A 16,246-nucleotide genomic window follows, 5' to 3' on the forward strand; every position below is an offset into this window, starting at 1 on the left:
GATACCGAACCTCGTGCTCGAGACCCTGCAAGTCATCGAGCTTCTCCGGGTCGGCGTGGTCGCCTATGCCCGATGCGGTGCCCGCGGCAGCGACGCTCCGGTTGGCTGAAGCGGCTTCCCGACAGCCAGGCGTGCAACCCTCGAATGAAGAAGGCGGCCAATGGCCGCCTTCTTCCCTTGCGCGAATCCGGCGAATCAAACCCCCAACGGATTCGGCTTCCCGCTGTCGATCCTGTACAGCTTGATCGCCCGCGCCACGTCCTTCGCCGTCATCTTGCCGTCCTTGGCCAGCGCATCGATCGCCGCATGCGCGATATGGAAGCGGTCGACCTCGAAGTGGCGGCGCAGGTTGGCGCGGGTATCGGAACGGCCGAAGCCGTCGGTGCCGAGGACGGTGTAGGTCATCGGCACAAAGGCGCGGACCTGGTCGGCCACGGCGCGCACGTAGTCGGTCGCGGCAATCGCCGGGCCCTGGCGGCCTTCCAGCAGGCTGGTGATGTAGGGCTTCTTCTGCCCGCCTTCCGGATGGAAGCGGTTGTGGCGCTCGACGTCGTAGCCGTCGCGGCTGAGTTCGGTGAAGCTCGGGCAGGACCAGATGTCGGCGGTGACGCCGAAGTCCTTGTCCAGCAGCGCAGCCGCTTCGATGGCCTCGCGCAGGATGGTGCCGGCGCCCAGCAGCTGCACGCGCAGCTCGTTCTTCTTCGGCTTGCCGGCATCCTTGAGCAGGTACATGCCCTTGATGATTCCGGCCTCGGCGCCCTCGGGCATGTCCGGGTGGCCGTAGTTCTCGTTCATCAGGGTCATGTAGTAGTACTCGTCCACCTGCTCTTCCAGCATGCGCTTCATGCCGTGCTGCAGGATGACCGCCACTTCGTAGCCGAAGGTGGGGTCGTAGCTGCGGCAGTTGGGGATCGCGCCGGCCAGCAGCAGGGCGTGGCCGTCCTGGTGCTGCAGGCCCTCGCCGTTGAGGGTGGTGCGGCCGGCGGTGGCGCCGAGCAGGAAGCCGCGCGCGCGCATGTCGGCCGCCTGCCAGGCAGCGTCGCCGATGCGCTGGAAGCCGAACATCGAGTAGTAGATGTAGAACGGCAGCAGCTGCAGGTCGTTGGTGCTGTAGCTCGTGGCCGCGGCCATCCAGCTGGCGAACGCACCGGCCTCGGTGATGCCTTCCTCCAGCACCTGGCCGGCCGCGTCCTCGCGGTAGTACATCAGCTGGTCGCGGTCGACCGGCTTGTACATCTGGCCCTGCGGCGAATAGATGCCGAGCTGGCGGAACAGGCCTTCCATGCCGAACGTGCGCGCCTCGTCGGCGACGATCGGCACCACCCGCGGCGACACTTCCTTGTCGCGCAGGATGATGCCCAGCGCCTGCACGAAGGCCATCGTGGTGGAGATCGAACGTTCGCCGGTGGACTTCAGCAGGCGGTCGAACACCTCCAGCTTCGGCGCGGTGAGCGCCTGGCTGGCCTTGCGGCGGCGCTGCGGGATGTAGCCGCCGAGTGCCTTGCGGCGCTCGCGCATGTACTGCACTTCCTCCGAGTCCTCGCCCGGGTGGAAGAACGGCACCGCGCCGTCCTTGAGCATCTCGTCGGTGACCGGGATCTTGAAGCGGTCGCGGAACGCACGCACGGCGTCGTCGTCGAGCTTCTTGGTCTGGTGGGTGGGGTTGAGCGCCTCGCCGGCGGTGCCCATGCCGTAGCCCTTGACCGTCTTGGCCAGGATCACCGTGGGCTGGCCCTTGGTGTCCATCGCGTTCTGGTAGGCCGCGTACACCTTGTGCGGGTCGTGGCCGCCGCGGTTGAGGCGCCAGATGTCCTCGTCGCTCAGGCTGGCGACCAGGTTGGAGGTCTCCGGGTACTTGCCGAAGAAGTTCTCGCGCGTGTACGCGCCGCCGAAGGCCTTGCAGTTCTGGTACTCGCCGTCGACGGTTTCCATCATCAGGCGCTTGAGCATGCCGTCGCGGTCGTTGGCCAGCAGCGGATCCCAGTAGCTGCCCCAGATCAGCTTGACCACGTTCCAGCCGGCACCGCGGAAGTTGCCTTCCAGCTCCTGGATGATCTTGCCGTTGCCACGCACCGGGCCATCAAGGCGCTGCAGGTTGCAGTTGACGACGAACACCAGGTTGTCGAGGCCCTCGCGGCCGGCGATCGAGATCGCGCCCAGGCTCTCCGGCTCGTCGGTCTCGCCGTCACCGAGGAAGCACCACACCTTGCGGTCGGTCTTCGGCATCAGGCCGCGCGCCTCGAGGTACTTCCAGTTGCGCGCCTGGTAGATGGCGGCGATCGGGCCCAGGCCCATCGACACCGTCGGCAGCTGCCAGTAATCGGGCATCAGCCACGGATGCGGGTAGGAGCTGATGCCGAGGCCGTCGACCTCCATGCGGAAGTGGTCGAGCTGCGACTCGTTGATGCGCCCTTCCAGGAACGAGCGGGCATAGACGCCGGGCGAGCTGTGGCCCTGCACGCCGATCAGGTCGCCGGGGTGGTCGCCCTCAGGGCCGCGCCAGAAGTGGTTGAAGCCGACGTCGTACAGCGTGGCGCCGCTGGCGAAGCTGGCGATATGGCCGCCGAGGTCGCCCGGGCGGCGGTTGGAGCGCACCACCATCGCCATCGCGTTCCAGCGGATGATCGAGCGGATCCGCCATTCGAGGTCGGAATCGCCCGGCATCTTCGGCTCGAGGTGCGCGGGGATGGTGTTGATGTATTCGGTGGTCGGCGCGAACGGCATGTGGGCGCCAGCGCGACGGGTCAGCTCGACCATGTTCTCGAGCAGGTGGTGGGCGCGCTCCGGGCCGTCGGCATCGATCACCGCCTTGATCGACTCGACCCACTCGCGGGTCTCGGTGGGATCGGTGTCGTGTTCCAGAAGCTCGTTCAACCAGTTCATCGCTAGCTCCGCTCGCGGCCGTGCGGCCGCTGGGTCATCGGGAAAGAGACCCCGGATTCTAACAGGGGCGTCACCCTTCCACCGGTCCGGTGGAAGCGGTTACCACCGCGGCAACCGTGATTTTTTTCCATGCGTGGCGGTACGTTAGCGCGCCGGCGGCGCCGCCGGCACGGCGCACCTGTGACGACATTCTTCACGCGATTTTCACGCAATCCGGCGATGATCCCGCGGTTGCCCAGCCGGCCCACGGACGCGCTGCTGCGCGACCACTCCTTGGGGGGAGGACCATCGGTACCGACGCCCATCCGCCGCGCCCAGTCCCGAGTCCATGTTCGCCTCCCCAAACCCCACCACCTGGTCGAAGCTGCAGTTGCCGGGCCTCGTGCTCGCGATCGCGGCCATTGTTATCGCGCCGTTCCTGCTGACCCAGGCGGCGGCGCTGGCCAGCCGCGACGCACAGCGCCTGGTCGCCCACAGCCTGCAGGTGGAGGCGCGGCTGAGCTCGCTCGCCGCCGACGTGCGCAACCTGGAATCCAGCGCGCTGGGCCACGCCTACGGTGTGCAGGCCCAACTGCTGACCGAGCGCATGGACCTGAGCCGTCCGCGCATCGCACCGCAGCTCGCAGAGCTCGAGGAGCTGACCCGCGACAACCCCGTGCAGCAGCGCCTGCTGGGGCAGTTCCACTCGATGCTGGACCTGCGCCTGAGCGAAGTGGAGCGGATGATGAACGCCCAGCGGCGGCCCACCACCGACGAGGTGGCGACCCTGCTCACGCGCTACCCGATCCACCACCTGATCGAGGACATCAACACCGAGGAGCATCGCCTGCTGCAGGAGCGCCAGGCAACTGCCGCCACCGCGATGCGCCGTGCCGATGCGCTGGGCTGGTTCGCGCTGGCCGCACAGCTGGTGCTGCTGGGCACGCTGGCCTGGTTCGCCCTGCGCCAGGGCCAGCAGCGCCTCGAGGCCGAGCGCGACGCCGTGCTGGCCAGCGGCCGCGCCACCGTGGTCCTCGACACCGTGCGCGAGCCGATCGCGCTGGTCGATGCCGATACCCGGGTGCTGATGTACAACGCGGCGTTCGCCGAGCTCTACGGCGTGGACGTGGAGGATGCGCGCGGGCAGCCACTGGTCGAGTTCGGCGGCGGCGCCTGGAACGATCCGCAGGTGCTGCGCCGCCTCACCGACGTGCTCACCCGCGGCCGTGAGCTGTGGGATTTCGAAGTCACCCAGCGCACCGCCGACGAGGTGGAACGGGTGATGCTGCTGTCGGCGCGGCGCATGGTGCTGCCCGATTCCGACGACATGGCGGTGCTGCTGACCGCCAGCGACATCAGCGCGCAGAAGATCCACGAGCGGCAGATCCGCGAGCTCAACCGCCAGCTGGAAGGCAAGGTGGAGCAGGTGTCCGACGTCAACCGCGAGCTGGAGGCGTTCAGCTATTCGGTCTCGCACGACCTGCGCGCGCCGCTGCGCCACATCGCCGGCTTCGCCGACAAGCTCGGCCGCCATATCGGCGACCAGGCCGATGACAAGAGCAGCCACTATCTGGAAGTGATCTCGGGCTCGGCGCGGCGCATGTCGGCGCTGATCGACGACCTGCTGGTCTATTCGCGCCTGGGCCGCAGCGCGCTGCGGCTGCAGATGGTGGACGTGCAGTCGATGGTCACCGACACCCGCGCGATGCTCGATTCCAATGCGCATGCCGAGAACCCGGACCACGGGATCGTCTGGGACGTCGGCCACCTGCCGGTGGTGATCGCCGACGAGAACATGTTGCGCCAGGTCTGGCTGAACGTGCTCGGGAACGCGGTCAAGTACAGTGCGAACTCGGAGCCGGCCCGGATCAGGGTCAGCTACGAGCAGACCGACGACGGCGGCCACCTGTTCCATGTCACCGACAACGGTGCCGGCTTCGACATGCAGTACGCGAACAAACTCTTCGGCGTGTTCCAGCGTCTGCACGCGCCGAGCGAGTTCAGCGGCACCGGCATCGGCTTGGCCAGTGTGCGCCGCGTGCTGTCGCGCCATGGCGGCCGCATCTGGGCCGAATCCGAGCCCGGCAAGGGCGCCTCGTTCCACTTCACCCTCCCCGCGACCGGCGAAATCGCCACCCAGCCCGAGAAGACGCAATGACCGAGATCCGCACGATCCTCCTCGCCGAGGACAGCCCGCACGATGCCGAGATGGCGATCGATGCGCTGCGCGAGGCCCATCTGGTGAACCCCATCGTCCACGTCGAGGACGGCGTGGAGACGCTGGACTACCTGTTGCGTCGTGGCAAGTACGCCGACCGCACCGACCCCGATCCGGCGGTGCTGCTGCTCGACATCAAGATGCCGCGCATGGACGGGCTGGAAGTGCTCAAGCAGCTGCGCGAAGAGGAATCGCTCAAGCGCCTGCCGGTGGTGATCCTGTCGTCGTCGCGCGAGGAAAGCGACCTGGCGCGCAGCTGGGACCTCGGCGTGAACGCCTACGTGGTCAAGCCGGTCGACGTCGACCAGTTCTTCGAGGCCGTGCGCACGCTGGGCAAGTTCTGGGCCGTGTTCAACGAAGCGCCCGAGAACGACTGACCATGTCCGACGGCGCGGGGCCCTGGCGCATCCTCCTCGTCGACGATTCGCGCGACGACGCCGAGCTGACCGAGATCGCCCTGCGCGACGCCGGGCTGGCGTTCACCTGCCGCCGCGCCGACACCGCCGACACGGTGCGCGCGGCACTGGCCGGGTTCGCGCCGCAACTGGTGATCTCCGACCTCAACCTGCCGGGATTCTCCGGCGAGGAAGCGCTGGCACTGGCGCGTGCGCATGATCCGGCGCTGCCGTTCGTCTACCTGACCGGTTCGCTGTTCCTGGGCGAGCCGCCGCCGGAGCCGGTCGAAGGCCTGCTGCTGAAGGACGACCTCGCCCCGCTGCCGGGCCTGGTCCGGCAGCTGCTCAAGGCCTGATCCACCGCGCCGGGTATCGCGCCTGACGGCCGGATCGCGCGTGCGATGCGCGGGCGCGCGCGTATGATCGGCCCCCGGTTTCCGCGAGCCTCCCCGCATGCCCACCGCACAGCTGTCGGTCTATTTCTTCCTGCAGGCGGCGGTGATCCTGCTCACCTGCCGCCTCGTCGGGGCGCTGGGGCGGCGGTTCGGGCAGCCGCAGGTGGTCGGCGAGATGATCGCCGGCGTCACCCTCGGCCCATCGCTGCTGGGCTGGCTGATGCCGGAGACGCAGGCCGCGCTGTTCCCGCGCGAGACCCTGGGCACGCTGTATGTGTTCGCCCAGTTCGGCGTCGGCTTCTACATGTTCCTGGTCGGTACCGAGTTCAGTACCGAACACTTCCGCAACCGCTTCCGCGGTGCGCTGCTGGTGTCGCTGGCCGGCATCATCGCGCCGTTCGCGCTGGCGTTGCTGCTGACACCGTGGCTGCTCGGCGTGCCCGGCCTGTTCGCCGCTGATATCGCCTGGCGCGAGGCGGCGCTGTTCCTCGGCGCGGCGATCGCGATCACCGCGTTTCCGATGCTGGCGCGGATCATCCACGAGCGCGGCATGGCCGGCACCCCGCTGGGCACGCTGGCGCTGACCGCGGGTGCGGTGGACGACGCCGCGGCGTGGTGCTTCCTCGCCATCGTGCTGGCGAGCTTCGGCGGCAGCTGGGACAGCGCCTGGTGGGCGATCGGCGGCGGCGTGGCCTATGCGGTGTTCATGCTAACGGTGGGCCGGCGCGGGTTGCGGATGCTGGCCGAGCGCGTCAGGCCCGACCAGCCGTTGTCGTCGACGGTGCTGGCGATCGTGCTGGTGCTGTTCTGCCTGAGCGCCTGGGCGATGGACGCGATCGGCATCCACGCGGTGTTCGGCGGTTTCCTGCTCGGCGCCTGCATGCCGCGTGGCGCGCTCACCGCGCGCCTGCGCGAGATGCTGCAGCCGTTCGTGGTGGTGTTCTTCCTGCCGATGTTCTTCACCTACTCCGGGCTCAACACCCAGCTCGGGATGATGCTGGACCCGGACATCCTGCTGGCCGCGATCGCGATCCTGGTGGCGTCGTTTGCCGGCAAGGGCCTGGCGTGCTGGGCCGCCGCGCGCGCCTCCGGCGAAAGCCCGCGCGATGCGCAGGCGATCGGTGCGCTGATGAACGCACGCGGGCTGATGGAGCTGATCCTGATCAACATCGGCCTGCAGGCCGGGGTGATCCAGCCGGGGCTGTTCTCGATCCTGGTGCTGATGGCGATCCTCAGCACCCTGATGGCGACGCCGCTGTTCAACTGGATCATGCGCCGGCACGCGGCGCGTGACGCGGTACTGGCGGCGGGAACGCAGTAGCGGATTCACCCCTGCGGTAGCGGGCCCGGACCCGACTTCAACCACCAGGCAGGTCCTGCGGGTGCCCGCGCGGTAGCGGTCAATGCCGCCGCAGAAAAGGGGCTTCAATCCAGGAGGCCCGCCAAACTTCCCTCTCCCGCCGGCGGGAGAGTGTGCAAGGCCGGAAAAGCCTTTGATTTCCCCTCTCCCGCCTGCGGGAGAGGGGGTAACCACGGGCCGCCGTGGGCCTGGGCCCGACTTCAATCAGCCGTCAGCCCTGTTCCTGCCCGCGCTGGGCCTTGCGGATCTGCGCGTCGACCGCCGCGATCGCGGTCATGTTGATCACCCGCCGCGGCGTGGCCGTGGAGGTCATCACGTGCACCGGCGCCGACAGGCCCATCAGGATCGGCCCGAGCGCGGCGCCATCGGTCATCACCCGGATCATGTTGTAGGTGATGTTGGCGGCGTCCAGGTTCGGCAGCACGAACAGGTTGGGCCGCCCCGACAGCGTGGAGTTCGGGAAGATGCGCCGGCGCAGGGTCTCGTCCCATGCCGCGTCGCCCATCATCTCGCCGTCCACTTCGAGCTTCGGCGCGCGGCGGGCGAGGATTTCGCGCACCTCGCGCATCTTGCGTGCGCTGGCGTTGTCGTGGCTGCCGAAGTTCGAATGCGACAGCAGCGCCACCTTGGGCTCGATGCCGAACAGCTTCAGCCGGTAGGAGGCCTGCAGCGTGCTCTCCGCCAGCTGTTCGGCGGTCGGGTCGAGCTGCACATGGGTGTCGAGGAAGAACCAGATGCCGCGCTCGTTGACCACGCCGGTCATCGCCGAGGTGCTCTGCACGCCGGGCTCGAGCGGGAACACGCTGCGGATGTAGCCGAGCTTCTTGTGGAAGCGGCCGACGATGCCGCACAGCATCGCGTCGGCCTCGCCGCGCCTGACCATCAGCGCCGCGATCAGCGACGGCCGCGAGCGCAGCAGGCTCTTGGCCGAATCGGGGGTCACGCCCCGGCGTTCGACGATCGCGTGGTACTGCTGCCAGTACTCGTTGAAGCGCGGATCGTCGTTGATGTTGGTGATCTCGAAATCGCGCCCGGCCTGCATGCGCAGGCCCAGCCGGCGGATGCGGTTGTCGATCACCTCCGGGCGGCCGATCAGGATCGGGAACGCCAGGCGGTCGTCGATAACCGTCTGCACCGCACGCAGGATCTGCTCTTCCTCGCCCTCGGCGTAGACCACGCGCTGCAGGTCGGACCGCGCGCGGTCGTAGATCGGCTTCATCGCCAGGCCGGTGCGGTAGAGGAACTGCTTGAGCTTCTCGCGGTACACGTCCATGTCGTGGATCGGCCGCAGCGCGATGCCGGAATCCATCGCCGCCTGCGCCACCGCCGGTGCCAGGTGGGTCAGCAGGCGCTGGTCGAACGGGCGCGGAATGATGTATTCCGGGCCGAAGCTCGGGATCTCCTCGCCGTACGCGCTGCCGAGGTCGCTGGCCTCTTCCTTCGCCAGCTGCGCGATGGCGCGCACGCAGGCGAGCTTCATCGCTTCGTTGATGCCGGTGGCACCGACATCGAGCGCGCCGCGGAAGATGTACGGGAAGCAGACCGCGTTGTTGACCTGGTTCGGGTAGTCCGAACGCCCGGTGGCGATGATCGCGTCGGGACGCGCGCGCTGGGCATCGGCCGGCATGATCTCGGGATACGGGTTGGCCAACGCCAGGATCACCGGCTTCGGCGCCATCGTGGCGACCATCTCCGGCTTGAGGATGCCGCCGGCCGACAGCCCCAGGAACAGGTCGGCACCATCGACGATCTCGGCCAGGCTGCGCTTGTCCGTGTCGCGCGCGTAGCGCGCCTTGGCCTCGTCGAGATCGGTGCGCCCGCTGTGGATCACGCCCTCGCGGTCGAACGCGAGGATGTTGTCCGGGCGCGCGCCCAGCGCCACCAGCATGTCCAGGCAGGCGATGCCGGCGGCCCCGGCACCGGTGGTGGCGATGCGCACGTCCTCGATCTTCTTGCCGGCGATCTCCAGCGCATTGACCACCGCCGCGCCGACGATGATCGCGGTGCCGTGCTGGTCGTCGTGGAACACCGGGATCTTCAGCCGCTCGCGCAGCTTGCGCTCGACCACGAAGCACTCGGGCGCCTTGATGTCCTCGAGGTTGATGCCGCCGAACGTGGGTTCGAGCGAGGCGATGATGTCGACCAGCCTGTCGGGATCACGCTCGTCGATCTCGATGTCGAACACGTCGATGCCGGCGAACTTCTGGAACAGCACGCCCTTGCCTTCCATCACCGGCTTGCCGGCGAGCGGGCCGATGTCGCCAAGGCCCAGCACCGCGGTGCCGTTGGAGATCACCGCCACCAGGTTGCCGCGCGCGGTGTAGTCGCTGGCAGTGGTGGGATCGGCGACGATCGCTTCGCAGGCATAGGCCACGCCCGGCGAATACGCCAGCGCCAGGTCGCGCTGGGTGAGCATGGGCTTGGTGGCACTGACCTTGATCTTTCCCGCCGGCGCCTGGCGGTGGTAGTCGAGGGCGGCCTGCTTGAAATCGTCGTTGGACATCGGGAGCGGTCTGCCGGAATACGCGAAGGGGCTCCGGATTCTAACCCCCGCGCCCGGACCGGGCCTGCGGCCGCCTACCCCGGCGCCGGGGCGATCGGCCCCTTGCCGGTGGGCCCGTCGACGGCGCCCAGGCGGATGCGGTTGGCGAACAGCGAGAACGCCAGCATCCCCGCCAGCCCGTTGGCGCGCGCCACCCACGGCGGCAGCCAGTGCGGCGGGAGCAGCGTGCCATCGTCGAACAGCGGCTCGAAGCGGATCACGTCCTCCAGCGTCATCTTGCCGGCGAACAGCAGCCGGCACAGGCGCAGCCGGCCGGCGGCCAGCGCACGGCGGAAGAACGTGTGCACGTCGATCAGCCCGCGCAGGTACACGGTGTCCTTGGTGAAGGCGTAGCCGCCTTCCACCGGCACCCCGCGGAACACGCGCTGCGCGGAGGCGAAGCTCTCGGCCGCGGTCTGGCCCGCATCGAGGAAGTAACGGTAGACCTCGATGAAATCGGCGCCGTCCAGCGCCAGCGCCACCGCTTCGATGCGCAGGCCGATGCGCTTGAGGCGCTCGATGTCGATGTTGCCGGTGATCTGCTCGGCCATCGTGGCCAGCCCTTCCTGCACCGCGGTGATGCGCGGCGACGACAGCGCGAGGCTGCCCAGCACCGGCTGCTCGCGGCCGTTGAGCGCGGTGAGCGAATGCACCAGCGCCTCGTGCTGCAGCAGCTGGTGGCGGTCGTAGTCGGTATAGGCCGCGCCGCTGCGCAGGCGGATGCGGTAGGCGCCCGCGGCGGCCTTGGCGATCAGTTCGGGATCGAGTTCGACCGCCACCACGCGACCGGCGAAGAACTGGTCCAGTTCGCCCTGCAGCCACAGCTGCAGCGCGGTGGCGGAGATCTCCACCTGCTCATGCGGGGCGATCAGCTCGGTATCGAACTCGTCGGCGATGCCGATGAAATGGCGCGCGGCATCGCGCGCGGTCACCTCGCCACCGGGCAGCGCGTCGCCGGGGCCGCCGTAGAGCGCAAGCGAGTGCGCGCCCACGGCCGGCGTGCCGAGCGATTCCACCAGCTCGGCGGCGATCGACCACTGCCGCGCGGACTCGACCAGGTAGATCCCCAGCGGATGCGCGGCGTCGGCTTCGGCGGCGATCGCATCGAACTCGTGTCGCGCCTGGCTGAAGTCATGCGGCGGATAGACCACCCGCGGCAGCGCCAGGCGCCCGGCCATCACCTCGTCAAGGAAGCGCCGCTGCACGCTGGCGGGCCAGCTGGCCAGCGCCAGCACGCGTACCCCCCGCGCGGCCGCGACCATGCGCCGGTCGAGCGCGGCGTGGTGGGCGACGGGGTCGGTCATCGGAGCGGTTCCGCGGGTGGCAGGCGCCCCACGCTAGCCGATCGCGTGCGCCGCTCCAATGCGGAAATCGCGACCGGCGCACCCAGCGGCGGATGCTCGAGCCCGGACAGGCACACAGCGCATCCGGGGTTCAGGCCCGAGGCAATGCGACCGGCGTGGCAGGCACCAACATCCCCGGCTGCGGCCACTGCCCTGTTCGCGGTACGGGCCTGCAGCGGTCGCGGTCGCCCTCACCCGCCCCTTCGGCTTACCCGCTCTCGGGAGCGGGCCTGGCGAAGTCCCTCAGCGACGCCGCTTCGACCCCGAGGTCGGCTGCGGATTGCGCCGACGCTCTTCCAGCTGGCGCGCAGCCGCGGCGTGTTCGTCGCTCAGCTTGAGGAAGTTGGCGAAACGCGCCGGGTCGAGGGTGCCGGCCTGCACCGCGGCACGCACCGCGCAGCCCGGTTCGTTGCAGTGGCCGCAGTCGCGGAAGCGGCACTGCTCGGCCAGCGCTTCGATGTCGGTGAAGTTCTCGGCGATGACTTCCTCGCCGGTGGGCTTGAGCTCGCGCATGCCCGGGGTGTCGATCAGGCAGGCGCCCGACGGCAGCGGAATCAGTGCGCGATGGGTGGTGGTGTGGCGCCCGCGGTCGTCGGATGCACGCACCTCGCCGGTGCGCATCCGTTCGCGCCCGAGCAGGGTGTTGGTGAGCGTGGATTTGCCGGCGCCGGAGCTTCCCACCAGCACCGCGGTCACGCCCTCGCCCAGCCACGGTGCCAGTGCAGAGGCGCTGGCGGCATCGCGTGCGTTGACCGCGATCACCGGCACGTCCGCACCCACCACGTCGGCCAGCGCTTCACGTGCGGCGTCGACCTCGGCGCTGCCGTGGTCGGCCTTGGTCAGCACGATCAGCGGTTCCGCACCGCCGCCGCGCACCAGCAGCAGGTAGCGCTCGATGCGGCGCGGATTGAAATCGCCATCGAGCCCGCACACCACCAGCACGCGGTCGATGTTGGCGGCGATCACCTGTTGGCGGTAATGCTCGCCGGCGGCGCCGCGCTTGATCACCGTGCGTCGCGGCAGCAGCACGACCACGCGACCGTCCTCGACCAGCACCCAGTCGCCGACCGCGGCGCGCTGCTCCGGCGGGCAGCGCGGCAGCTGCCACTCGGGCAGCGATTCCACGCCGACAGCCTCGTCAGGCGCCTGTGCAACCAGATATCCGGTGCGGTGCTGCTCGACCACGCGCGCCGGCGCGGCCCGCGGATGCGCGTGCATCGCCTCGCGCCATGGTCCATCGGGCACGGCGCCGGCATGCGGCCAGCCGATCGCGCGCAGCGCGTCGTGGGCGGGGGTGGTGATGGCGGAGGCGGTCACGCGCAGGGTGGCAGGCAGGTCATGCGCGCAGTCTATGCGTCGGACGGCCGCATGGCTGCACGGCTGTCGTGCGGCACAACGCGCGAGGGGTTTCCGCTAGGCTTGCCGCTGCGGTCCCGCCCACACTCGCGCCCACACCGATGCCCACGATCAAGACCCGCGAACGCCTGTCCGAAGTGCGCTACGAGATCCGCGGCGAGCTCGCCCGCCGCGCCCGCGAGCTGGAAGCGCAGGGCCGCACCCTGATCAAGCTCAACATCGGCAACCCCGGCGCGTTCGGGTTCCGCGCGCCTGCGCACCTGCAGCGCGCGATCGCCGACCACATCCACGACACCGATCCCTACACCCACCAGCAGGGCCTGCCGGCCGCGCGCGAGGCGATCGCCGCCTTCCACCGCGCGCGTGGCGTGCACGGGGCGACGCCGGAGCGGGTGTTCGTGGGCAACGGCGTCAGCGAGCTGATCGACATCTCGCTGCGCGCCCTGCTCGATCCCGGCGACGAGGTGCTGCTGCCCTCGCCCGACTACCCGCTGTGGTCGGCGGCGACGATCCTCAACGACGGCCGCCCCGTCTATTACCGCTGCCGGGCCGATGCAGGCTTCCTGCCCGATCCCGACGAGATCGAGGCGCTGGTGTCGCCGCGTACCCGCGCCATCGTGCTGATCAACCCCAACAACCCCACCGGCGCGGTCTACCCGCGTGCGCTGCTGGAGCGCATCGTCGCGATCGCGGCGAAGCACCGCCTGCTGCTGATGTCCGACGAGATCTACGACGGCATCCTCTACGACGGCGCGGTGTTCGAACCGCTGGCGCCGCTGGCCGGCGACGTGCCCTGCCTGTCGTTCGGCGGGCTGTCCAAGGTGCATCGCGCCTGCGGCTGGCGCGTGGGCTGGGCGGTGCTGTCGGGCGATCCGCTGGCCAGCGGCGACTACCACCACGCGATGGACCTGCTCGGCGCGCTGCGCCTGTGCGCCAACGTGCCGGGACAGTTCGCGATCGAGGCGGCGCTGCACGGCACCGACACCATCGGCGCGCTGTGCGCACCCGGCGGGCGCCTGTACGAGGCGCGCCGTGCGGTGATCGAGAGCTGCGCGGCGAGTGCGCACCTGTCGCTACATGCACCGGCGGGCGCGCTGTACGCATTCCCCGCCGTGCATGGCCCGGCGGCGATCGGATTCGACGACCACGCGTTCGCGCTGGAACTGCTGGAGACCGAGGACGTGCTGGTGGTGCCCGGGTCCAGCTTCAACCTCGCCGAACGCAACCGCTTCCGCGTCACGCTGCTGCCGGAACCGGCGCAGGTGCGCGAGGTGTTCGGCCGCATTGACCGCGTGCTCGAACGCCGCGCCGTGGCGGTGCGCGACGACATCGACTGCGCGGCGGTCGCCTGATGGCCGGCACCGGCATCGCGATGCTGTCGCTGGGCGACAGCTACACGATCGGCGAAGGTGTCGCCGAACACGAACGCTGGCCGCAGCAACTGGCGGCGGCGCTGCGCGACGAAGGCATCCCGGTGGCGCCGCCGCGCATCGTCGCGCAGACCGGCTGGAGCACCGACGAACTCGACGCCGCGATCGATGCCGCCGGCATCACCGGCAGCTATGGCCTGGTGACGCTGCTGATCGGCGTCAACAACCAGTACCGCGGTCGCGACGTGGACGACTACCGCGCGCAGTTCGACGGCCTGCTGCAGCGTGCGATCGGCTTCGCCGGCGGTCGCGCCGACCGCGTGCTGGCGCTGTCGATCCCGGACTGGGGGGTGACGCCGTTCGCCGCCGCCTCCGGCCGCGACACCCGGCATATCGCCCGCGACATCGACGCCTACAACGCCACCGCCGGCCAGTGCTGCAAGGCACGCGACGTGGCCTGGGTGGACGTCACCTTCGCCACCCGCAACCCGGAGGCATCGCGGATGCTGGTGGCCGACGGCCTGCATCCGTCGCCGGCGATGTACGCGCAATGGACCGCGCTGGCTCTGCCCGAGGCACGCCGGCTGTTGACCGCATGACCCCGGCGTTGCCGGCCAAGGATTCCCACGCATGACCCACACCGCCGGCGCCATCGCCGCCGACCACGGACGCCCGCTCGAACCGGCGCGCGCGCGCAGCATTGCCCGCGCATTCGCGCCTGCGCATCCGTTGGGCAACCGCCATGACTACTACTACACGCTGATCAAGCTGCGCAGCGACCCGCTGTATCCCGGCGTGCTGGCCGCGTTGCGCGGCACCACGGCGCCGGTGCTGGATCTCGGCTGCGGGCTCGGCCTGCTCGCGCATGCGCTGCGCCAGGACGGACAATCGATGCCGTATCACGGCGTGGACATCGACGCCGACAAGATCGGCCGCGGCCGTCGCGTGGCGACGAGCAGCGGGCTGGAAGACGTGCACTTCGACGTCGTCGACCTGGCGCGCACCACGCCCGCGCATGCCGGCAGCGTGGCGATCCTCGACGTGCTGCAGTACCTGCAGCAGCCGGCGCAGCAGGCGCTGCTGTCGACCGTCGGCGCGATGCTGACGCCCGGCGCACGCCTGGTGATCCGCACCGGCCTGTCGGAGGAAAGCCGGCGCAGCCGCACCACCCGCATCGCCGACCGCCTTGCCAGCCTGGTCGGCTGGATGCAGGAGCGCGCACGCTGCTATCCGACCCGCGACGGACTGGAGGAGATGCTCGCCAATGCCGGGATGCGCGCAACCTTCGCGCCGCTGTACGGCAACACCCCGTTCAACAACTGGCTGGTGGTGGCGGAGCGCTAGGGCGTCGACCCCTCTCCCGCTTGCGGGAGAGGGTGCCCCCGCAGGGGCGGGTGAGGGCGCATTTGCTCCGGAACGATCAACCCTTCAACCGCGCCGCCACCGACGCACGCAGCGCGTCGAGATCGGCGGCGAATGCCTTGATGCCGTCGCGCAGCTTCTCGCTGGCCATCGCATCGGCCTCGAGGTCGGCGGCGAACCGCCCCGCGTCGATCGGCGTGCGCGGTTCGTCATCGGGTGCTTCGGGAACCAGCACGCGCGGCAGGTCGCCGTAGTCGGTGTCGAGCTTCTCCAGCAGCTCCGGCGAGATCGTCAGGCGGTCGCAGCCGGCGAGCGCCTCCACCTGCGCGGTGGAGCGGAACGATGCGCCCATGACCACGGTCCGCGATCCGCGGCGCTTGAACTCGGCATAGACGTCGCGCACGAAGCGCACGCCGGGATCCTCGTCGATGCTGGCCGGCGTATCGCCGCGGGCCACGTGCCAGTCGAGGATGCGGCCCACGAAGGGCGAGATCAGGAACGCACCGGCCTCGGCGCAGGCGATCGCCTGGCTGTGGTTGAAGATCAGCGTGAGGTTGCAGTCGATGCCCTCGCGCTGCAGCTGTTCGGCGGCGCGGATGCCTTCCCAGGTGGCGGCGATCTTGATCAGCACGCGGTCGCGCTTCACGCCCGCCGCCTCGAACAGGGCGATGAACGCGCGCGCCTTGGCGACGGTGGCGTCGGTGTCGTACGACAGGTCGGCATCGACCTCGGTCGAGACGCGCCCCGGCACCAGCCCGCTCAGGTGCACGCCGACGCCGATGGTGAGCCGGTCGACCACGCTGCGCGCGGTTTCAGCCGGATCGCCACCCTGCGTGCGCGCGGCTTCGAGCTCGCGCTCCACCAGCTCCGCGTACACCGGCAGGTCCAGCGCCTTGCGCACCAGGGTCGGGTTGGTGGTGCAGTCCACCGGCCTCAGCCGTTCGATCGCGCCCGCATCGCCGGTATCGGCCACCACGACGGTCATGTCGCGCAGCTGCGCGAGTTTGGACGGGCTGGCGGTGGCGGATGCGGACATGGCGGGG

General features: G+C 69.7%; 12 protein-coding genes. 7 read left to right on the forward strand and 5 right to left on the reverse strand.

All coding sequences use genetic code 11. The features are described from left to right. Nucleotides 1–195 precede the first annotated feature (195 nt). Nucleotides 196–2,883, reverse strand: a complete 2,688-nt coding sequence (aceE, locus tag E5843_RS12960; RefSeq protein WP_141066067.1) for a pyruvate dehydrogenase (acetyl-transferring), homodimeric type — start codon at nt 2,881–2,883, stop codon at nt 196–198. A 328-nt stretch (nt 2,884–3,211) separates the two neighbouring features. Here aceE and E5843_RS12965 point away from each other — a divergent pair, with 328 nt between their 5' ends. The 4 genes from E5843_RS12965 to E5843_RS12980 all read left to right on the forward strand — a co-directional run bounded on the left by E5843_RS12965 (nt 3,212) and on the right by E5843_RS12980 (nt 7,191). Next, nucleotides 3,212–5,020, forward strand: a complete 1,809-nt coding sequence (locus tag E5843_RS12965; RefSeq protein ID WP_134674324.1) for a sensor histidine kinase — start codon at nt 3,212–3,214, stop codon at nt 5,018–5,020. Further along, nucleotides 5,017–5,457, forward strand: coding sequence for a response regulator (locus tag E5843_RS12970; RefSeq protein WP_134674325.1), 441 nt, complete (start codon nt 5,017–5,019; stop codon nt 5,455–5,457). The genes E5843_RS12965 and E5843_RS12970 overlap by 4 nt, the downstream gene beginning before the upstream one ends. A 2-nt stretch (nt 5,458–5,459) precedes the next feature. Next, on the forward strand, nt 5,460–5,831 hold the full coding sequence (locus E5843_RS12975) for a response regulator (protein WP_136412872.1): 372 nt from the start codon (nt 5,460–5,462) through the stop codon (nt 5,829–5,831). A 97-nt stretch (nt 5,832–5,928) separates the two neighbouring features. Further along, the gene (locus E5843_RS12980) at nt 5,929–7,191 is read left to right on the forward strand and encodes a cation:proton antiporter (RefSeq protein WP_141066068.1); all 1,263 of its coding nucleotides are present in this window, start codon (nt 5,929–5,931) and stop codon (nt 7,189–7,191) included. Nucleotides 7,192–7,441: 250 nt separating this feature from the next. Here the strand turns inward: E5843_RS12980 and E5843_RS12985 are convergent, their stop codons facing one another. From E5843_RS12985 to rsgA, 3 genes are all read right to left on the reverse strand, one after another. After that, nucleotides 7,442–9,733 (reverse strand): NADP-dependent malic enzyme, encoded by a 2,292-nt coding sequence (locus E5843_RS12985; RefSeq protein ID WP_134674328.1) that lies wholly within the window; start codon nt 9,731–9,733, stop codon nt 7,442–7,444. Between the two features lie 74 nt (nt 9,734–9,807). Next, nucleotides 9,808–11,076, reverse strand: a complete 1,269-nt coding sequence (locus E5843_RS12990; RefSeq protein WP_136412873.1) for a peptidase MATCAP family protein — start codon at nt 11,074–11,076, stop codon at nt 9,808–9,810. Between the two features lie 282 nt (nt 11,077–11,358). Then, nucleotides 11,359–12,432, reverse strand: coding sequence for a ribosome small subunit-dependent GTPase A (gene rsgA, locus E5843_RS12995; protein ID WP_341867478.1), 1,074 nt, complete (start codon nt 12,430–12,432; stop codon nt 11,359–11,361). 140 nt (nt 12,433–12,572) lie between these two features. Here rsgA and E5843_RS13000 point away from each other — a divergent pair, with 140 nt between their 5' ends. From E5843_RS13000 to E5843_RS13010, 3 genes are read left to right on the forward strand one after another with little or no spacing between them, the layout of a single operon-like run. Further along, nucleotides 12,573–13,823 (forward strand): aminotransferase class I/II-fold pyridoxal phosphate-dependent enzyme, encoded by a 1,251-nt coding sequence (locus tag E5843_RS13000; protein ID WP_134674330.1) that lies wholly within the window; start codon nt 12,573–12,575, stop codon nt 13,821–13,823. Beyond that, nucleotides 13,823–14,440 carry an SGNH/GDSL hydrolase family protein gene (locus tag E5843_RS13005; RefSeq protein ID WP_134674331.1) on the forward strand — a complete coding sequence of 206 codons (618 nt, stop codon included), beginning with the start codon at nt 13,823–13,825 and terminating at the stop codon, nt 14,438–14,440. The genes E5843_RS13000 and E5843_RS13005 overlap by 1 nt, the downstream gene beginning before the upstream one ends. Before the next feature lie 31 nt (nt 14,441–14,471). Further along, complete coding sequence (locus tag E5843_RS13010) at nt 14,472–15,185, forward strand: methyltransferase domain-containing protein (RefSeq protein WP_136412874.1); 714 nt, start codon at nt 14,472–14,474, stop codon at nt 15,183–15,185. Between the two features lie 76 nt (nt 15,186–15,261). Here E5843_RS13010 and E5843_RS13015 read toward each other — a convergent pair whose 3' ends face one another. Next, a complete protein-coding gene (locus E5843_RS13015; protein ID WP_136412875.1) occupies nt 15,262–16,239 on the reverse strand; it encodes a transaldolase in 978 nt (325 codons plus the stop codon). Between the last annotated feature and the right edge of the window lie 7 nt (nt 16,240–16,246).

This window comes from Luteimonas yindakuii, from assembly GCF_004803715.2.
GTDB classification, from domain to species: Bacteria; Pseudomonadota; Gammaproteobacteria; order Xanthomonadales; family Xanthomonadaceae; genus Luteimonas; species Luteimonas yindakuii.